11 protein-coding genes are annotated in these 18,582 nt (G+C 43.9%); 6 read left to right on the top strand and 5 right to left on the bottom strand.

Annotated features, from left to right (window positions below):
• The first annotated feature begins 37 nt into the window (after window positions 1-37).
• Entirely contained in the window at window positions 38-3,100 is a 3,063-nt protein-coding gene (locus tag LVD17_RS04755) for a M4 family metallopeptidase (RefSeq protein ID WP_233765096.1), read from the top strand.
• 357 nt (window positions 3,101-3,457) lie between these two features.
• On the opposite strand, the gene LVD17_RS04750 is transcribed toward LVD17_RS04755, so the two are convergent.
• The gene (locus LVD17_RS04750; RefSeq protein ID WP_233765095.1) at window positions 3,458-3,715 is read right to left on the bottom strand and encodes a hypothetical protein; all 258 of its coding nucleotides are present in this window, start codon (window positions 3,713-3,715) and stop codon (window positions 3,458-3,460) included.
• A 328-nt stretch (window positions 3,716-4,043) separates the two neighbouring features.
• On the opposite strand from LVD17_RS04750, the gene LVD17_RS04745 reads away from it, so the two are divergent.
• From LVD17_RS04745 to LVD17_RS04725, 5 genes are all read left to right on the top strand, one after another.
• Window positions 4,044-6,626, top strand: coding sequence for a WG repeat-containing protein (locus LVD17_RS04745; RefSeq protein WP_233765093.1), 2,583 nt, complete (start codon window positions 4,044-4,046; stop codon window positions 6,624-6,626).
• Window positions 6,627-6,724: 98 nt separating this feature from the next.
• Window positions 6,725-8,338: an alkaline phosphatase PafA gene (pafA, locus tag LVD17_RS04740; RefSeq protein WP_233765092.1), complete on the top strand. Its 1,614-nt coding sequence runs from the start codon at window positions 6,725-6,727 to the stop codon at window positions 8,336-8,338.
• 212 nt (window positions 8,339-8,550) lie between these two features.
• On the top strand, window positions 8,551-10,053 hold the full coding sequence (locus LVD17_RS04735; protein ID WP_233765091.1) for a sodium-dependent transporter: 1,503 nt from the start codon (window positions 8,551-8,553) through the stop codon (window positions 10,051-10,053).
• Entirely contained in the window at window positions 10,050-10,178 is a 129-nt protein-coding gene (locus tag LVD17_RS04730; RefSeq protein WP_233765090.1) for a MetS family NSS transporter small subunit, read from the top strand. Before LVD17_RS04735 ends, LVD17_RS04730 begins: the two co-directional genes overlap by 4 nt.
• A 143-nt stretch (window positions 10,179-10,321) precedes the next feature.
• Window positions 10,322-13,705 carry a GEVED domain-containing protein gene (locus LVD17_RS04725; protein WP_233765089.1) on the top strand — a complete coding sequence of 1,128 codons (3,384 nt, stop codon included), beginning with the start codon at window positions 10,322-10,324 and terminating at the stop codon, window positions 13,703-13,705.
• Between the two features lie 59 nt (window positions 13,706-13,764).
• Here LVD17_RS04725 and LVD17_RS04720 read toward each other — a convergent pair whose 3' ends face one another.
• The 4 genes from LVD17_RS04720 to LVD17_RS04705 form a co-directional block, all read right to left on the bottom strand.
• On the bottom strand, window positions 13,765-14,664 hold the full coding sequence (locus LVD17_RS04720; protein WP_233765088.1) for a TolB-like translocation protein: 900 nt from the start codon (window positions 14,662-14,664) through the stop codon (window positions 13,765-13,767).
• 134 nt (window positions 14,665-14,798) lie between these two features.
• Window positions 14,799-17,456 (bottom strand): ABC transporter permease, encoded by a 2,658-nt coding sequence (locus tag LVD17_RS04715; RefSeq protein WP_233765087.1) that lies wholly within the window; start codon window positions 17,454-17,456, stop codon window positions 14,799-14,801.
• On the bottom strand, window positions 17,453-17,782 hold the full coding sequence (locus LVD17_RS04710) for a PadR family transcriptional regulator (protein ID WP_233765086.1): 330 nt from the start codon (window positions 17,780-17,782) through the stop codon (window positions 17,453-17,455). Before LVD17_RS04710 ends, LVD17_RS04715 begins: the two co-directional genes overlap by 4 nt.
• Before the next feature lie 120 nt (window positions 17,783-17,902).
• On the bottom strand, window positions 17,903-18,580 hold the full coding sequence (locus LVD17_RS04705) for an ABC transporter permease (protein WP_233765085.1): 678 nt from the start codon (window positions 18,578-18,580) through the stop codon (window positions 17,903-17,905).
• Window positions 18,581-18,582: the final 2 nt, after the last annotated feature.

The raw sequence follows: 18,582 nt of genomic DNA, 5'->3' as shown, positions 1-18,582 counted from the left end.
GGTGTTTATTTTTCAAACCTAAAACCAAATTACCAATATGAAAAGAATGTTTATGAGACAGATGAATGCTCATCTTCTCACATTGTTGTTATTATTTAGCCTGGGAATGGCTAATGCTCAGGATGTGAGCAGGTACGAGCAGAAAGGATTATTCCAGCATTTTACAGAATTTGAAAAAACGCCGGCACTTGGCAGCGTTGAATCATTTATTCGGCAGAATTATAAAGCCAATGCTGATTACGGTATTAAAGTTATCAATGTAGAAACTGATGAGCTTGGGATCACCCACTACCGCGTGAGGCAAACCTTTAATAATATTGCTATAGCCAACTCTATGCTTTTGCTGCATGTGAAGGACGGTAAAGTGCTAACCGCCAATGGAGAGTGGTACAGACAATTTCCCGTATCTACTCAAAAGTCGGCCTCGTTGTCAGAGACTGCAGCTTTGAGAAGAGCACTGGAGCATGTAAATGCCCGAACCTATATTTGGGAAACCGAAGAAGCCAGGCAGGTAAAAGCCGGAAAGCATGAAAACCACAGAAACATTAATTATGACAAACCGGAAGGTGAGCTGGTTTATATTACTACCGATAACGAACTGGATGCCGGCAAACTTACACTTACCTACCGGTTCGATGTATTTGCGATTGAACCTTATACAGAGCAAAATGTATACGTGGATGCAGTCAATGGAAAAATTGTATTCGAAGAATCCCTGATCCATGATGCCCTGGTAAACGGTACGGCCAATACAGGTTACTATGGAGCCAAGTCCATCACGGTAGACCAGAGCGGAAGCTACTACTATGCGAGACAAACCGGAAACAGGAATTTCCAGCTTTACAACAACAACAGCCCATACTACAGCACATCTTCTACCTTTTCAGGCACTGGAAATGCCAAATACTACATTGATGTGTACTGGGGCGCTGAAGTTACCTGGGATTACTACAAAGAGAAGTTCAGCAGGAACGGATATGACAACAGAGGCTCTAAGATCAATTTTGTAGTTAACAATCCTCAGGTAAATAACAACGCCTACTGGCAAAACGGAACAGCTTCATTCGGTAACAGCAGCAGCGGCACGCCTTTTACCTCTTTGGATGTGGTGGCGCACGAAGTTACCCATGGTGTTACCGGCACCTCTGCCGGCCTGATCTATCAGGGAGAGTCAGGAGCCCTTAATGAGGCATTCAGCGATATCTTCGGAACTTATGCAGAGCACTATGCAAACGTTGGCGATAAGTGGACTGTTGGAGAGTATATTGCCTTCCAACGGTCTATGAGCAACCCTAATCGTCATCGTCAGCCTGATACTTACAGGGGTACTTACTGGGCCAGCACTTCCGGTGGTGATAATGGCGGTGTACACACCAACAGTGGTGTATTGAACTACTGGTACTACCTGACTGCTGAAGGTGGAAGTGGTACAAATGATAATGGCAGTTCGTTCAGCGTAAGTGGTGTTGGCATTGAAAAGGCTGCTCAGATCGCCTACCGCGCGCTAACAAGATATTTGACAGCATCATCCGGTTATTCCGCAGCCAGAACGGCTGTAATCAATGCAGCACGTGACCTCTATGGAAACGGTTCATGCGAGGAGGCTGCGGCTACGGATGCCATGCATGCCGTTGGTGTTGGAAGTGCCTTCAGTGGCAATTGTGGTGGCGGAAATACGTGCGATGCGCTTACCGGGTTATCCGTTTCGCAGATAGGTACTACAAGTGCTACTGTTAGCTGGAATGCAGTTTCAGGAGTAAGTACTTACACGCTTGAGTACAAACCCAGTACCAGTAGCACATACACTACACTGAATGTAAACACCAATAGCAGAACCATTACAGGCTTAACCCCTGGCACAACTTATAATGTAAGAGCCAGATATACCTGCTCTAATGGCACTACTGCTGACTATGTTACAACATCCTTTACCACGAATTCAGATAATCCGGGTTGCAATGCCGTTACAGGTTTGTCTGTGGGTAGCATAACGCAGACATCTGCTTCTGTATCCTGGAATGGTGTTTCGGGGGTGAGTTCCTACACTTTACAATATAAAGCCTCAAGTGCATCATCTTACACCAGTGTAACTGTAAACGGGACCTCCAGAAGCCTTTCAGGGCTTAGCGCTGGTACCGGCTACGATGTAAGAGTACGCTATACTTGTAGTAGTGGTGATCCTTCTGAATACGCCACTACCACCTTTACTACTGACTCTGATGGTGGCGGAGGTTGCGATGGGCTTCCGGCCTGGAGCCAGTCGGCTTACTATGATGCAGGTGACCAGGTAGTATATAACAATAAAATATACGAAGCCCTCTATAACATCTACTACTGGCCTCCAACCTCAGCATACTGGAGAGAGATCGGTCCATGTGGTGGTGGAGGTAGCTGCAACGCCGTGAGCGGACTGGCGGCTTCTCAAATTACCAGCAATTCTGCCCAGATCTCGTGGAATGCAGTATCCGGGGTAAGTAGTTATAACTTTGGTTACAAGAGAAGCTCACAATCTACCTGGACTACTGAAACAGTAAGCTCCAACAGTGAGCCTTTCACCGGACTGGCAGCAAATACTTCATACGACGTGCGCATTAACTACACCTGCTCTAACGGGCAGTCAGCGCCTTACACCACAATCACGTTCACTACCGATGGTGGCAATGGTGGCGGATGTAACGGAGTAGCACCTTATCAGAATGGCCAGGTTTACTATGCGGGAGACCGGGTGGTTTACCAGGGATACTTGTACGAAGCCCAGATCGATGGCATCTACTGGCCTCCATACTACGGCTGGTGGACCAACCTGGGGCCATGCAACGGGGCTACTTCTGCATTTAGTGGCGGAGAACCTCTAGCTGACGGGCTTAACCTTTACCCTAACCCGGCCAGAAGCTATGTAGATATTAAAATTTATAGCCTTCGAAAGGCTAAAGCAGTAAAACTCCGCGTTGTCAATAGTACAGGGGCTACTGTTTACCAACAGCATGTAGAGCTTAATGAGGGCGTAAATGATATCAGAGTAGACCTGAGATCAGTAAAACCCGGCATTTATGTACTCGAACTGGATGGAAATACTAAGAGGTTGCTGGTACAGGAGTAACCCTTTAGGTTGATTAATTTTACGGGTTAGTTTTAGGGGCTGGTTGTATGACCGGCCCCTTCTTTTATGTCTTGACCGGCAAGGGGCTTAATGCTATTCAGTTATGGTACCAGACTCCATGCGCTCATTAACTTTCGGTTGGTAAATTTATTTTTATAATGGTAGCTTACAGAGCTAAATTGCGGCTTTACTAAACTTCCAAAAGTTTGGTAAAGCTTTGCTGTTCTGTAGCATTGGCTGATGTCGTATCAGCTTACTCGGCAAAGGCCTGTAGGTCGAAATTGGCTAGAATGGGCTTCATAAACAACTCAATCCGTTATTGTCTGTTGATCAAAACAACCAGCTAGTACCTTTTACCTACCAATTTTCCGATTCTTTTTCCAGATCTTCCTGGTCAGTGAAGGTTCCTGATTTAACTCTTGCAGATGCTGACCTTACTCTTTTCACTAATGTTGATTTCGTGATAGGCTCACCTTTGGTAGTATAGCCCGCAATGGGGTCAATAGAAGATGAAAGTCCCTTCTCAATAATCTTTAGATAGGCATTCAATAATTCTTCATCATCTATCCTGTCGATCAATTTGTGAAGTGACTCCTTTAGTTTTACAGTTAACATAGGCAAAATGCTTTCTACAAAATAATGATTACTTAACAATTTTAGATCATTAAAAAGAGTTAAATTAAACTTCTTTTTACGACTTGTGATTGAGGTATTCCCATACGGCATGAGATTCAGTGCCTGGGAATCGAACCGATGCTAACAAACTTAGCCAATCGTTGCGTGTTTTACCAAATAACCATTCCGCCATGATCCTGGCAAATCTCCACGACAACCAAACACGTTTTCATTGCCCTTTATATTTTCTCATAAAAATCGGAGCATTGAAGCCTCTTAAAATGTTTTTTTATTTAAAAATGGGCATATTCGTGTTCATTATTTGAGCATGCGCATTTTAATCAGCTTTATATTATTTGTTGTTGTACACACGGCTTACGGCCAGGTAGGTTTAGCCAAGAGGGCTTTAAAGCAACTGGAAAAAGGCAAGTGGGTCAAGTCGGCCGCTTTGGTGGATAAGGCTTTGGAGAAAGATAGCTTACTTCCGGCCTCTTTGTACGCAAGATCCAGGGTGCTCATTGATACCGCAAATAAACGCCCACAAATTGACTCGGCCCATTTTTATATCCTCAAAGCTCGGATAGCCTACGATAGCCTGGGGGAAAAAGCAAAGAGCAAGCACATAAATGCCGGGATCGACAGTACTGCCCTGGAGCAGTTGAAGGTACGGATTGACAGCATAGCTTTTCAAAGGGCACTGGAAACAAACACTGAGGCAGGTTTTATATATTTTTTAGCCAATTATAATACTTCCATGCAGGTTCCAAAAGCCAGAAGCCTGCGCAATGCGCTGGCCTACGCCTCGGCCAAAGCAGAAAATACCTATAAAAGCTACCAGCTCTTTATGGAAAAATACCCGGATGCCGAACAGGTAGAGGAGGCCAGGCAGCGGTACGAAAAGCTCTATTTCAGCAAAAGCACGGCTGATGGGAAGTTGATGAGCTACCTCAAATTCCTGAAAGAAAACCCTGATACACCATACCGCACGGAAGCCGAAGTGAATATTTACGAGGTGATGACGGCCGATAACCATGCTGACAGTTATTTTAATTTTATCAAACAGTTTCCCCGAAGCCGGGTAAGGCCGAGAGCGGTTGATTTTTTGTATCATGTGCTTAAAGAGCAAGGGAAGTACCTTCCAAAATCTATGGTAACAGATTCCCTGGCAAGGGTCATCATTCTGGAAGGCCGTACATTCATTCCCATCATGGACAACAGGATGTATGGGTTCATGGATACGTATGGTAATGCCATAATCCCACCGGCCTTTGCGGGTATTTTTGAAACAGAGCTTTGCGGTGGCATTGACCGTGATTATTTGCTTGCCGGTGATAAAATAATTGCCCCTGATAATGCAGTGATCTATGAGGGTAGGTACGATCAGGTCACCAACCTGGGCTATGGTTTGTTAAAAGTTGGCCATGACGATAAAACAGGCATGGTTCACAAATCGGGCAGAATCGTATTGCCTGTTGAATATCAGGATGCACGGCTTATCAAAGGAGCATTGATAGCTTTCAAAAAGAACGATCTGTGGGGTTTAAAAACTGTTTCGGGCAGGCAAATAACTGGCAGCAGTTATACCGACATTCTATCTCAGGGGGCATTCATCATCCTGGAAAAAGAAAACCTGATATATGTAAAAAATTTAAACTCATTGGTGGTTTCCGTGGATAACCAAAAGTTTGATCATGGGAAACCTTATGAAGATTTCGAACTGATAAATGATAACCAGATCTGGATGAGTGCAAAAGGAGGCGAAACCATAATAGATGCAAGGCTCAATGAGATCATACCTTTTGCTGACCAGAAAATTAAAATATTAAAGAAAGGTTTTCTGATCGATAAGCAAGGCCAGTTCTACGTGCTGAATGAAAATTACCGGCCGATAGATAAGGAGCCTGCCTTTAAGGCCAGCATAAATGAAGCCTGGGTAGCATTAAAGAATAAAGAAAACTGGCTACTCTATGATATGGACAACTATACCTTGCGAGGCAGGAACCTGGATTCCCTGAGTTTAATGGGGGACGCCTATGCAGTAATGTATAAAAATGATTCTGTTGCTGTAGTTACAAGGGAAAAACCGTTGCTTTTGTCCGCGAATGAAAAAGTCACTTTGCTCTCGTCCTTAAATGCTGCGCAATACCTCATTGTGGATGATGGAAGGAAAAAGAGTATTTACAATCAACTGGGGCAGCGGGTTTTCAGTGGCTCTTTTGATGAAGCTAAAGCACTGGGGCCTCATTATATTATAATCTCACAGCGAGGCAGGAAGGGTATACTATCCGACAGTGCAGAGGTGTTGCTCCGAACAGAATATGATGCCATAGCCAACTATCAGGATGGTTTTGTTTCTTTGCTTCGCAATAAGAAATTTGGACTTTATAATAAGGAAAGAGGCGTATTTATACCCGCGGAGTATGAGAAAAATGTACACCGCTATAATAACGAAGTTTTTATTGCAGCAAAAAAGGAAAGGCTGGGCCTGATCAGTAAAGAAAACAAACAACTTTCCGATTTTACCTATGATGATGTCAGGTACTGGAGCGATAGTGTAGCGCTGGTTAAAACCGGATACCAGTGGTCGCTTTTCAATCTCAAATCACAGCAAATTATTGACGAAGGAATAAAAACCCTGCAAATCGTAGGTCAGGCAGCAGGGGAGCAGATGGCTATCGTACTCAGGGAGTCTGGCTATGGCGTGCTGGGCAGTATACGGGGCCAGATAATTTCAGCAACCTACAATGATGTGATCAATGTGGGCACTGAAACGGAACCAGTATTTTTTGCCGAAAAAAATATTGCTGAGGCCGGTCTGTATGTAGTGATCTATTACGATAAAGATGGGAATCCCATCCGCAAGCAAACCTTTGAAACCGAAGATTATCCGCTGATATATTGTGACAACTGATTGTATCTGAACATGGGGCTATTCCGTTCTATTTTGTTAATATTGTGCGTATTGGATATACCCACTTACTCCTCTTAAACTAGAAATTTATCTGACAAATGAAAAAATTATTGCTGTTTGTACTCATTCTCAATCTGGGAGCTGTTGCCGAAGGACAAACTCAAAAACCAAAGCTTGTGGTCGGAGTCATTGTCGACCAGATGCGCCAGGAGTACCTGAGCCGTTTTGAGGCCAGATTTGGAGCAGACGGTTTTAACAAGCTAACCAGAGATGGGTACGCTTTTAAAAACGCACATTTCAATTATGTGCCCACCTATACAGCACCGGGACACGCCTCGGTTTACACCGGCTCCACACCCGGTATTCATGGCATCATTGGCAATAACTGGTACAATAAAGAGTTGAAAGACATGGTTTATTGCACCGATGATAATACACAACATACCGTAGGTAGTAGCTCTGCACGTGGTAAAATGTCGCCGCACTATCTGCTCTCAACAACAATCACCGATGAGCTCAGGTTGTTTACAAAAAAACAGTCTAAAGTAATAGGTGTTTCGATCAAAGACAGGGGTGCAATTTTTCCTGCCGGCCATCTGGGAGAGGCCTATTGGTACGATAAAGAAACAGGTGATTTTATAACCAGTACCTATTACAAAGAAAAGCTTCCTGCCTGGGTAGAGAAGTTTAACAATAAGAAACGGGCAGATCATTACCTGTCTCAGCTATGGGAACCCCTATATGATATTAAAACCTACATCGCCAGTGACCCGGATAAATCAAAGTATGAAATGCCGATAGGTGACCGTGACGCGGTTTTTCCTTACGATCTATCCAAAAATAAAGGCAATTATGAAAGCTTGGCAGCTACACCGTTTGGCAATGACATACTTGCCGAGCTGGCCCTGGCAGCCATTGAAGGGGAGAAGTTGGGTAAAAGCGAGTACACCGATTTCCTTGCGGTTAGCTTCTCGTCTACTGACTACATAGGTCATGATTTTGGCCCCTATTCTATTGAGCTTGAAGATACCTACCTGAGGCTGGATAAAAACATTGCGCAGTTGATCGCTACCCTTGATCAAAAAGTAGGCAAAGGCAATTATGTCATATTTCTCACGGCAGACCATGCGGTGGCTGAAGTGCCTCAATATCTGATAGATAATAAGGTGCCGGCCGGTTATTTTACTGAGGACGTAGAGAAGAAAGTGGAAGAAGCCTTAAGCTCAAAATACGGAGAAGGAGACTGGGTCGAAAATTTCAGTAACCTGCAGGTTTTCTTTAACAGGGCGCTAATGCTTGAGAAAAAGGTACCGCTGCACGAAGCCCAGGAGTTTATTGCCCATTACCTGATGCAGTTGGAAGGAGTGGCAGAGAGCTACCCTGCCTATGCTATTAATTGGATGGATTATGGAGCCGAAGGTATCAAAGGACTTTTGGCAAGAGGCTATCATCAGAAAAGATCTGGCGACGTATTGTTCAGTCTTCAGCCCGGCTGGTTCAGAAGCTGGGATAAAACAGGTACTACACACCATTCTGCATTTACCTACGATACCCATGTGCCTATGCTATGGTATGGGGCAGGTATCAAAAAAGGGGAATCTTACCGGTATCATCCGGTTACCGATATAGCACCTACGCTTTCCATGATGTTGGGCATCAAACTTCCAAGTGCGGCTACCGGGCAACCTATATTGGAGCTTTTGGAGGAGTAGTTCAATCACGAAGACGCTACACCTGCTTTGTTCAAAAAAAAATGCAAATAGGCTGTACGAGTCGATTGATCAAATGAAATCGTCCAAAGGTTAAAATTGTAATACATTTTTACCCGCTTGTATTCAAAAAATGGCGGAAATGATAGCGTTTATATTCTAATCATTAAATTAGCCGCTCGTGTGCAAACGTTTACGAACATTAAACCAATAATATGCAAGAGCAATTTAGTAATCGCTGGGGTATAGTACTGGCCTCCTTGGGTATGGCCATAGGGGCGGGTAATCTTTGGCGGTTTCCACGGCTTGCCGGTCAGTATGGCGGCTCATTCCTTATCCTCTGGATTGTTTTCCTGTTAATCTGGTCTATCCCGTTATTGATGGCCGAGTTTTCCATAGGTAAAAAATATAAGCTAGGCGTAATCGGCTCGTATGGAAAAATAGGAGGGAAGGGTATGACATGGGGAGGCTTTTTTATTACCCTCTGTACGTTGGGTATTGCCTTTTACTATGCTATAGTTACAGGATGGGCATTGCAGTACCTTGGACTTTCAGCTCAGAACCTATGGGCTTTTGTTGGTGGAGGCAACACTATTGCCGACGAACTAGCTGCTAACCCTGCATACCTGGATCAATACTGGGACACAATTGCCAATAACAATATATGGACTATAGTTTTGTACATACTTGCCGTTATCGTTGGCATCTTCGTGCTTATTAAAGGGATTCAGAATGGTCTTGAAAAAGCCAATAAAATCCTGATTCCTACTTTATTTGCACTTCTGCTCGTGATCACCATTATGGCTCTGAATATGAAAAACGGGTATAAAGGGCTTGAATATATGTTCTTTATTGATTTCAGGCACTTTTCAAACCCGACAATCTGGATTGAGGCGCTATCCCAATCTGCCTGGTCAACCGGGGCAGGCTGGGGATTGATCATGACCATATCATCTTATTCCCGTAAGAGTGAGGATGTAGTATTAAATACCTTCATTGGCGGCTTTGGTAACAATACCGCCTCGTTGATGGCAGGAATGGCAATTTTACCGGCAGTTTTTGCCCTGGCAGCCAGCGAAGGAGAGGCGATCTCCTATCTGCAAAGCGGCAATCAGGCACTGACATTTACCATCATACCAAAGCTGTTTGCTACAGTCAGCGGTGGAGCCATACTTTCTTTTATATTTTTTCTCGCCTTCTTTCTCGCAGCTTTCAGTTCTTTGTTGCCCATGCTTGAGCTGTTTATCAGTAACCTGAGAGATATGGGCATCACTAGGACATCCGCAGCGATAAGGACCGCCGCTTTCTGCATTGTTTTTGGTTTTCCTTCCGCCTACTCGCTAGACTTCTTCAACAATCAGGATTGGGTTTGGGGTATTGGTCTTATTGTTTCGGGACTGCTCATTATTGTCGCTGTTCTCCGGTATGGTGTTTCCAAATTTAAAAGGGACTACATCGATACGGATTCAGACTTTAATGTCCCTTCAAAGTATTTTGCAATTGCCCTGATCTTTAACGTGTTTTTTGGGGTTATCCTCATATATTGGTGGATGTCTCAGGGCTATTCCAAAAATCCATGGTTCGATGAAAATGGAAACTGGAATATTTTTGATGTGTATAGCAATGCATCAATTATTACCCAGTGGGGCCTTGTTATCATCGCAGGATTGCTTTTAAACAAATATTTGTACAACACCTTTGTAAAAAACAAGTCATGAGTACAGCAGCTGTTATTTCCATGATACTTATAGTAGGCACTGTAGTGGGTGGCTTCATTTTCTTTCTCAGGCTGGCCATGAAAAAGGAGGCTGACAGAAAAAAAAAGTACCGGCTGACACAATAATTTTATTTTAACTGTTATTGACTGAATAGCAGTTTGTTACATGAAATTTTTCAGGGTATATCAGGTTTGGATGAGGTATTCTTACATTGGAAATCGCCTCTTTTTTTCTAACTTATGGCTTCAACCATTAAACCTAAACCCAAATGAAAACAAAAACCAAACACTGGAAAGTGGTGTTACCCATTTTCCTATTCTCAATTTCTATGGCTTTTGCTCAAACCCCCACGGAGAAGCAAAAGATCAGTAGCCGGTACGACAAAGCCCGCCTTTCGGAATTACAGAAAGAATATAGCCAAAAGGCTTTGACGGCAAAGCAGAATGCTCTACAAATGGCAGCCCAAAAAGGCTGGGAAGTACTAAAGTCCAACGGAGATGGTTCATTTGATGAATTAATAGCCGTTTCGAAGGATGGCAGGCCTATTTACTACACAGTGTACAACGTAAGTGCGGCACGTTCAACCAGAGCCAATCACCTTCACTCTGGCGGAACCCTCGGGCTTAACGTAAACGGACAAAACATGACTGCCCATGTCTGGGACGGTGGCCCAACGAGACCTACTCACCAGGAATTTGATGGTGCAGGCGGTACCAACAGGGTGACCATTAATGATGGTGTTACTGCCCTGAATGGCAACAGCTTCCATGCCCAGCATGTTACAGGTACCATTGTTGCGTCAGGTGTTCAGGCCAATGCCAAGGGTATGTCGCCACATGCCAAGGCACTGACCCATGAATGGAACAATGACCTTTCAGAAGCTACCGCGGAGGCCGCAGATGGCATGCTTCTTTCAAACCATTCCTACGGTTACAGGGCCAGTCTGATACCTGACTGGTATTTCGGTGCATACATTGCTGAGTCAAGAGACTGGGATAACCTGATGTATAACTCACCATATTATCTCATGGTCGTAGCAGCAGGTAATGATGGTAACGACAACTCTTCGAACGGTGCACCTCTTAATGGAAACTCTGCTTTTGATAAGCTTAGCGGACACTCTACATGTAAGAACAATATGGTAGTTGCCAATGGGCAGGATGCCAATGTGGCTTCAGATGGTACGCTGAACAGTGTTACAATAAACAGCAGCAGTAGCGAAGGCCCTACGGATGACCTGAGGATAAAGCCGGATATTACCGGAAATGGTACAAGCGTGTATTCAACATATGATAACAGTGATGTTGCCTATAACTCAATCACCGGTACATCCATGGCATCACCCAATGTGACAGGTACACTGCTGTTGTTGCAGCAGCATTATAACAATGTCAATGGGAATTTTATGCGTGCGGCATCCCTTAAAGGTCTGGCGCTTCACACCGCTGATGATGCAGGTATTGCAGGGCCTGATGCTGTATACGGATGGGGCTTGCTGAATGCCAAGGCTGCTGCCCAGGCTATTACTGCCAATGGTACTGCTTCGCGAATAGAGGAGCTTACGCTAAGTGCAGGCCAGTCATACTCTATCACGGTCAACTCAGATGGCACAAGTCCGCTGTTGGCCTCAATTTCCTGGACAGATCCGGCAGGTACTGCCAACACCGGTACTGCTAACCTTACTACACCTGTATTGGTCAATGACCTGGACATCAGGGTTACCAAAGGAGGTACAACCTACAATCCTTACCGTCTCACGGGAGTAAACTCAAATGGCACCGGCGATAATAATGTTGATCCATATGAGAGAATTGACATATCAGGAGCAAGCGGTTCCTATACCATTACTGTTACTCATAAAGGATCGCTTTCAGGTGGTAGCCAGGATTATACGCTGATCGTAACGGGTGTTGCCGGTGCTGTAAGCTGTACGGCTACTGTCCCTACAGGACTTGGAGCATCAAATATTGGTTCTTCATCAGCTACAGTAAGCTGGAATGCCGTGCCCGGAGCTACCTATGATGTAAGGTATCGTCAGACAGGCACTTCCACCTGGACTACAAATGCTGTTTCAGGTACTTCTGCCAGCATCACTGGTCTTTCGCCGCTTACTCAGTATGAAGCTCAGGTGAGAAGTAAATGTAGTGATGGTACTACTTCAGCTTACAGCAGTTCTGTAACCTTTACTACCACGGACGTACAACTAAACTATTGTTCATCAAATGGCAATAGCGTGGTAGATGAATACATCAGTAATGTAACTGTGGGGTCAATCAATAATAACTCGGGAGCAGGCAGCGGAGGTTATACAGATTTTACGGCCATTTCAACTAACCTGAGTAAAAATACCTCTTATACTATTTCTGTGACGCCTACCTGGACAGGCACACTATACAACGAAGGGTATAGTGTATGGATTGATTATAACCGGGACGGAGATTTTACAGATTCAGGTGAGCAGGTATGGACGCAGGCTGCTACACAAAACTCACCGGTTGGCGGAAGCTTTACCGTGCCGGCAGGAGCTACGAATGGAGCCACAAGAATGCGTGTTTCTATGAAGTACAATGGCATACCTACTTCATGTGAAAGCTTTAGTTATGGAGAAGTTGAGGATTATACTGTGAACATACAGGCAGGAAGCGGAGATACTCAGCCTCCTACCGCACCGGGTTCACTGACTGCCTCAGGTGTTACCACAACAAGTGCTACACTAAGCTGGACTGCATCTACGGATAATGTGGGAGTAACCGGTTATGATGTCTATTTAGGAAGCTCCCTCGTTGGTACCACAGCAACTACCAGCTATAATCTTACAGGTCTTACTGCTTCAACTTCATACACTGCTTCGGTAAGAGCGAAAGATGCTGCCGGGAATCAGTCAACGGCAAGTTCAGTAAGTTTTACCACTCAGACCCCTGTCACCTACTGTACCTCGGGCGGTAATAGTGTTAACTATGAGTGGATAGACCTTGTGGCTGTAGGATCAATTAATAATGCTACAGGTGCCAATGGCGGATATGGCAATTTCACGAGCCAGAGCACTAATCTTACCCGTGGAGGTTCCCATACCATTAACTTTAGCGCAGGTTTCTCAGGCTCCAGCTATACTGAATACTGGAAAGTATGGATTGACCTTAACCAGGATGGAGACTTTGCTGACTCGGGAGAAGAAATGGTGAGCGGATCATCAAGCAGCAGTGGTACGTTGTCGGGCACACTGAATATACCATCATCGGCGGCATTGGGAACTACCCGAATGAGGGTGTCTATGAGATATAATGCGGCACCTCCATCATGTGGTGCTTTCACCTACGGAGAGGTTGAGGATTATACCGTAAATATTACCAACACATTGGCCAATACAGCTTTCGCTAACTTAAGAAATGCTGAAGAACTTGGTAATGAAGGACCAAAGGCATATTTCGTAGCTACGCCAAACCCTGTAAAAGATATGGTAGAAATAGCCATAGCAGATGAAGCGAAAGGCTATAGCCTCAAAATGATGACGTTAACAGGCGTTGTTATCGAAGAGATAGAGTCAGTAGGTTCGAATGTGCGGATTAATATGTCAAGGCTTCCTCAGGGAGCGTATATCATTTCCATGAAAACGGAAAGAGAAGTGATCAACAGCAAGATCATTAAAGAGTAAATACACCCACATTAAAAAAGAGAGGGGCTGTACCGGAGGAGTGTACAGCCCCTCTCTTTTTATTTTTCTACAGTAGGAGACTGATTAACCACAATGGCTATTTGATTGCCATCAGGGTTAATATCGAGGCGGCTTATACCTGATAAGCCAAATTCAGAAAGATCCGCCACTTTTACCCAGTCTTTATCAAAGGCAGCATGAAATTTATATAGAATGCTGTCGCTGCCCATGAATAACGTACCATCGGGTGCCCAGCATATATCTTCCGACCCATTGACCACATTAATGATCTTTCTTGTGGTACCCGCCACGGGCTCATAAGATTTGATTTGCCATGGTTCCTGAGCTTTGCTTATAAAACTTAGAAGAGAAGTATTTGGGATCAGGTGCAATGATCTTCCTATATTATTATGCCTGGGCAGGCATTCGCCTTTCTGAACGTTACAGATATACAGCGTGGGAGGTTCACCAAGTACAAATGCAGCAATGGTATTTTGATCCAACCAACAATGGTAGCCTATTTTCAACCCTGTTATTAATACCTTCGGCTCCTGAGTAGTATGATCATACCTGTATAATAATTGTAATCCACTGGTATCCAGTCTTATACAGGAAAAATCCTGGCTGCCGGGAATAGGCGTTGGAGAGTACTCGCTCCCGCCATCGGTCCAGGTAAGCCAGCTCCATGAGTATTCCTGAAACTCTACCTGGGCTACATCAGTTTGTCCATTACGCGTTGATACATAGTACATGGAGCCGTCTGGTAAAAAATGAGGTTGATTGTCGTACCCCGGATTTTGATAAGTGACATTAAACGGCTCCGAAACCGAGTAGTTGGTGCCATCCTGGTTCAGGTCAAATACATATATCTCAGTATCATTTTGAGCTACGCTGATTGTAGTAATGAGAAAGGGTGCAGTTAGAAAGAACAGAAGTTGAACTTTAGAAATTTGTATCATCAGAATAGGTGTATAGTTAGATTGAATGGGGACTTCAATTTACATCATTTTACACATGATACCATCTCTTTTGGCCAATAATTGTGGTTTTTGGCCAGTTCTCACTTAAGTTCTTTCACTATAGAAATATGTTGCTATTCATCTTTCAATGAATCGACAGGGTTTCTTAGAGCAGAGTGTATTGACTGCCAGCTAATAGTACTCAGAGCTATCAATACACATACGACGGCAGCCACAATAAATACTCCCGGACCAATTTCCATCTTATAAGCAAAGCCATTGAGCCAGCTGTTCATTGCAAACCAGGAAACCGGAATACCAATAAGCACAGCCACAAAGAAGAGTCTGATGTAATCTTTTGATAAAAGGGTAACTATGCTGAACAATGATGCACCCAGAACTTTTCTGATGCCGATCTCCTTGGTTTTTAGGGCTGTAGTATAGGTGGTAAGGCCAAATAAACCCAGGCAGGCAATCAGGATGGCAAGGCCTGAGAACACCGTAAAAATATTTCCGAACAGAACATCTGCCTCGTATTGTCGGTTGAAGCTGTCATCCAGGAAGCTGTAAATAAACGGACGGTGAGGAACCAGTTGCGACCAAAGTTGTTCCAAATCGGCAAGCGTTGCGGCCATTCCTTCCGGTGCTATTTTTAAAGAAAATCGTCGCAGTGAATTTGAAGGCGCATAACGAATAGAAAGCGGCTCTACTTTATCGTGAAGTGATTTGTAATTGAAGTCCTTTACCACACCTACAACAGTACCTTCACGTCCCCACTGAGAGAATTTTTTGCCGATTACATCCTCCATGTCTGAATATCCATACAATCTGGCTGCAGCTTCATTGATGAGCAGTGCTTTTGTGGTATCTGATGGAAAAGCATCGGAAAAAGCTCTGCCAGCGACTGTTTCTATCTCATAGGTAGGAACAAAATCCGGGTCTATTTCATAGATACCAGGATTGTGCACTATCATTTCCCCACTCGCTGACTCTATGCTTGTACCGGCATTGGGGAGGAAGGCACCGGGAACAGCTCTGGATGCACTGACCTTATTTACTTTTGGGTGTTTGCCCAGTTCTGTTTTAATAGATTCCACCTGCTCCTGAATCCGGGCATCCCACCCGAAATCAATAACCAGCATTTGATCTTTAGCAAAACCCATGTCGAGTGTACGAAGAAGTCTGAGCTGAGAGAAAACTACAACCGTGCCGACGATGAGAGACATAGAAAGTGCAAATTGAAATACTACCAGTGCTTTTCTTAATAAAATGCCTCCGGATGAAGATTTGAATCTGCCTTTTAACACCTGGCTGGATTTGAATTTAGCAAGTACCCAGGCAGGGTAACTACCTGCAAATAAGCCAACAAAAATCACCGATCCGGTAAATATGGATATAAACTGCCAGGAAAGCAGATCGGAGAAGTATAATGCTTTGCCAGATAGTTCTCTGGTGAATGGTAGTACAAATGCAGCTAATACCACTGCAAGCAGGGCGGCCAGCCAGGTCAGCATGATTGATTCTAAAAGGAATTGGGCCATGAGTGAATATCTTTGTGCTCCAATTGCCTTCCTTACACCAATTTCCTTTGCCCTTTCCATGGAACGCGCGGTAGAAAGATTCATGAAATTGATGCAGGCGATAAGCAGAATAAAACCAGCTATAAATGAAAAGATATAAATGTTGGTATAGCTTCCTGTTGTTCCCGGCTGCCTTGCAGCCCTGGAGTGAAGATAGGCAGCAGACAACGGCTCAAAAGCAATCGTATTATCTGACTTGTACCAATCCGGGCCATTGTGCTCAATAAAACCAGGTATTTTACTCTCCAGGGATTCGATGTGGGTGTTCTCCTTAAGAAGGAAATAAGTATAAAAATCTACATATCCCCACGAGTCAAATATCTCGGGTCTCCAGTTTTGAAATGTTGTCATGGAGATCAACCCGTCAAAAGTGAAATGAGTGTTGGACGGCACATCTTCCATAACCCCTGTAACTATAAAGGTCTCGGTTTGGTCTATGTTAATGGTCTTGCCCATTGGGTCTTCATAGCCGAAATACTTCATAGCCGTGCTTAGTGTAAGCACAATGCTATTGGGTTCCTTCAAAGCCGTTTTTGGATTTCCGGAAATGAGGTTCCAGCTAAAAACTTGAAAAGCAGAAGAGTCCGCAAAAACCATATTGTCCTCTTGAAATCTTTTACTGCCATACTGAAAGAGTAATTGAGAGGGGCTCGTAAAACGGAAATAACCTTCTATTTCAGGAAACTCAGCCTGCAATGCAGGGCCTACAGGTGCGCTGCCCCAGACCTGGAAGTCTTCCGGCGAAGGAGGAGGCAGGCTGCCGGGATTTTCAGCATTTCTATAGGTATGCAATATTCTGTAAATACGGTCAAAATTTTTATTGTAGCGGTCATAAGACAGCTCATCGTTAACATAAAGTAAAATGAGCAGGCAGCAAGCTATGCCTATTGCCAGGCCGGCAATGTTTATTACAGAAAAGGCTTTTTGCCTCAGTATATTTCTTACGCCTACTTTGATATAATTTTTAAACATGCCGTACTGGTTTAGTTGATCACTTCCGGATAATGGACGGATGATGCCTGGCCTGAAGAGTCGGGCTACATCTTTGGTAAAGTTCCATCGTGCCGTTTTTGAGCCCTTTACCACGGTGTCAGCCTCAAACCTTTCGATCAGATCGCCTTCGATATCTTCCAGGTAGTCTGGGTGGCAGTACCAGCGCAAAAAGCGACTCGGCCAATGTGGAGGAGTTGGGTTATCAGTTTGATTCATCATTTGTTTAAGGAAAAATTAGGAATAGCTTCCCAAAGGCTAAGTCGCTGCTCTTTAACTTCGGTCAGTACATTTTTGCCATAAGCAGTCAACGAAAAATAGCGTTTGCGCTTCCCGCCCCGCATATTAGTGGCTTCCCCAAATTGTGAAGACAAGTATCCCTTTTTCTCAAGACGCCTCAATACCGTTTGCAAAGCGCCTATACTCACCTTTCGATTCAATCGGGTTTCCATTTCGTCAATAATAGCCACTCCATAGGCTTCATCAGCCAAAATGGCCACCGTCAACATTACGATTTCTTCAAATTCCCCGAGATGATGTTTGCTCATATTAATATATTTTACTCAAATGTAGTTAAAATTCTTATGTGTGAAAGAAATGAACAGAAATATTATTCTTAAATGTAGTTTTTATTAATAAGCAGGATGAGGATTCCTGCTTATATTATTCTATTCATCTTTAAGACACTCAACTGGATTAGTAAGTGCTGCTTTTATGGTTTGGATGCCAACGGTAAGCCAGGCGATGACCAATGATGAAAGTGCAGCTAATCCGAACAACCACCATTTTAACTGGACGTGATAGGCAAAATCACTCAGCCAGTTTTCGGCCAGCATGTAACTCACTGGTAAAGCTATAACTATTGATGCAAGCACCATCTTGGTAAAGTCGTTTGACAATAAGGCAATGATCCTGAAGCTACTGGCGCCCAGTACTTTTCTCACCCCGATTTCTTTTTGCCTCCTTTCTGCTGTAAATGCTGCCAGACCAAATAAACCGAGACACGATATAATGATAGCAACTCCTGCAAAGAACCTTGATAAAGTGGAGATTCTCTGCTCAGCAACGTATTGTGCCTGATAATTCTGGTCGAGAAATTCATATTCCAGAGTATAACCGGAGTTAAATTTGTTGTAGAAAGATTCGATAGCAGAGATGGTTTCGCCTATCTGCTTACTATCAATTTTTATGAAAACATTCTGGAGAAATCCTGTATCAAAATGGAATAGCATGGGCTCTACCATACTATGCAATGAGGAATAGTGAAAATCTTCAACCACGCCGATTATTTCTTTTTCTTCGCCCCACATAATAACCGTTGTACCAATAGGGCTCTCAATTCCCATAG

Source organism: Fulvivirga ulvae, assembly GCF_021389975.1.
GTDB classification, from domain to species: Bacteria; Bacteroidota; Bacteroidia; order Cytophagales; family Cyclobacteriaceae; genus Fulvivirga; species Fulvivirga ulvae.
Note: the sequence above shows the minus strand (reverse complement) of the source record. Positions and strands in the feature narration are given on the sequence as shown.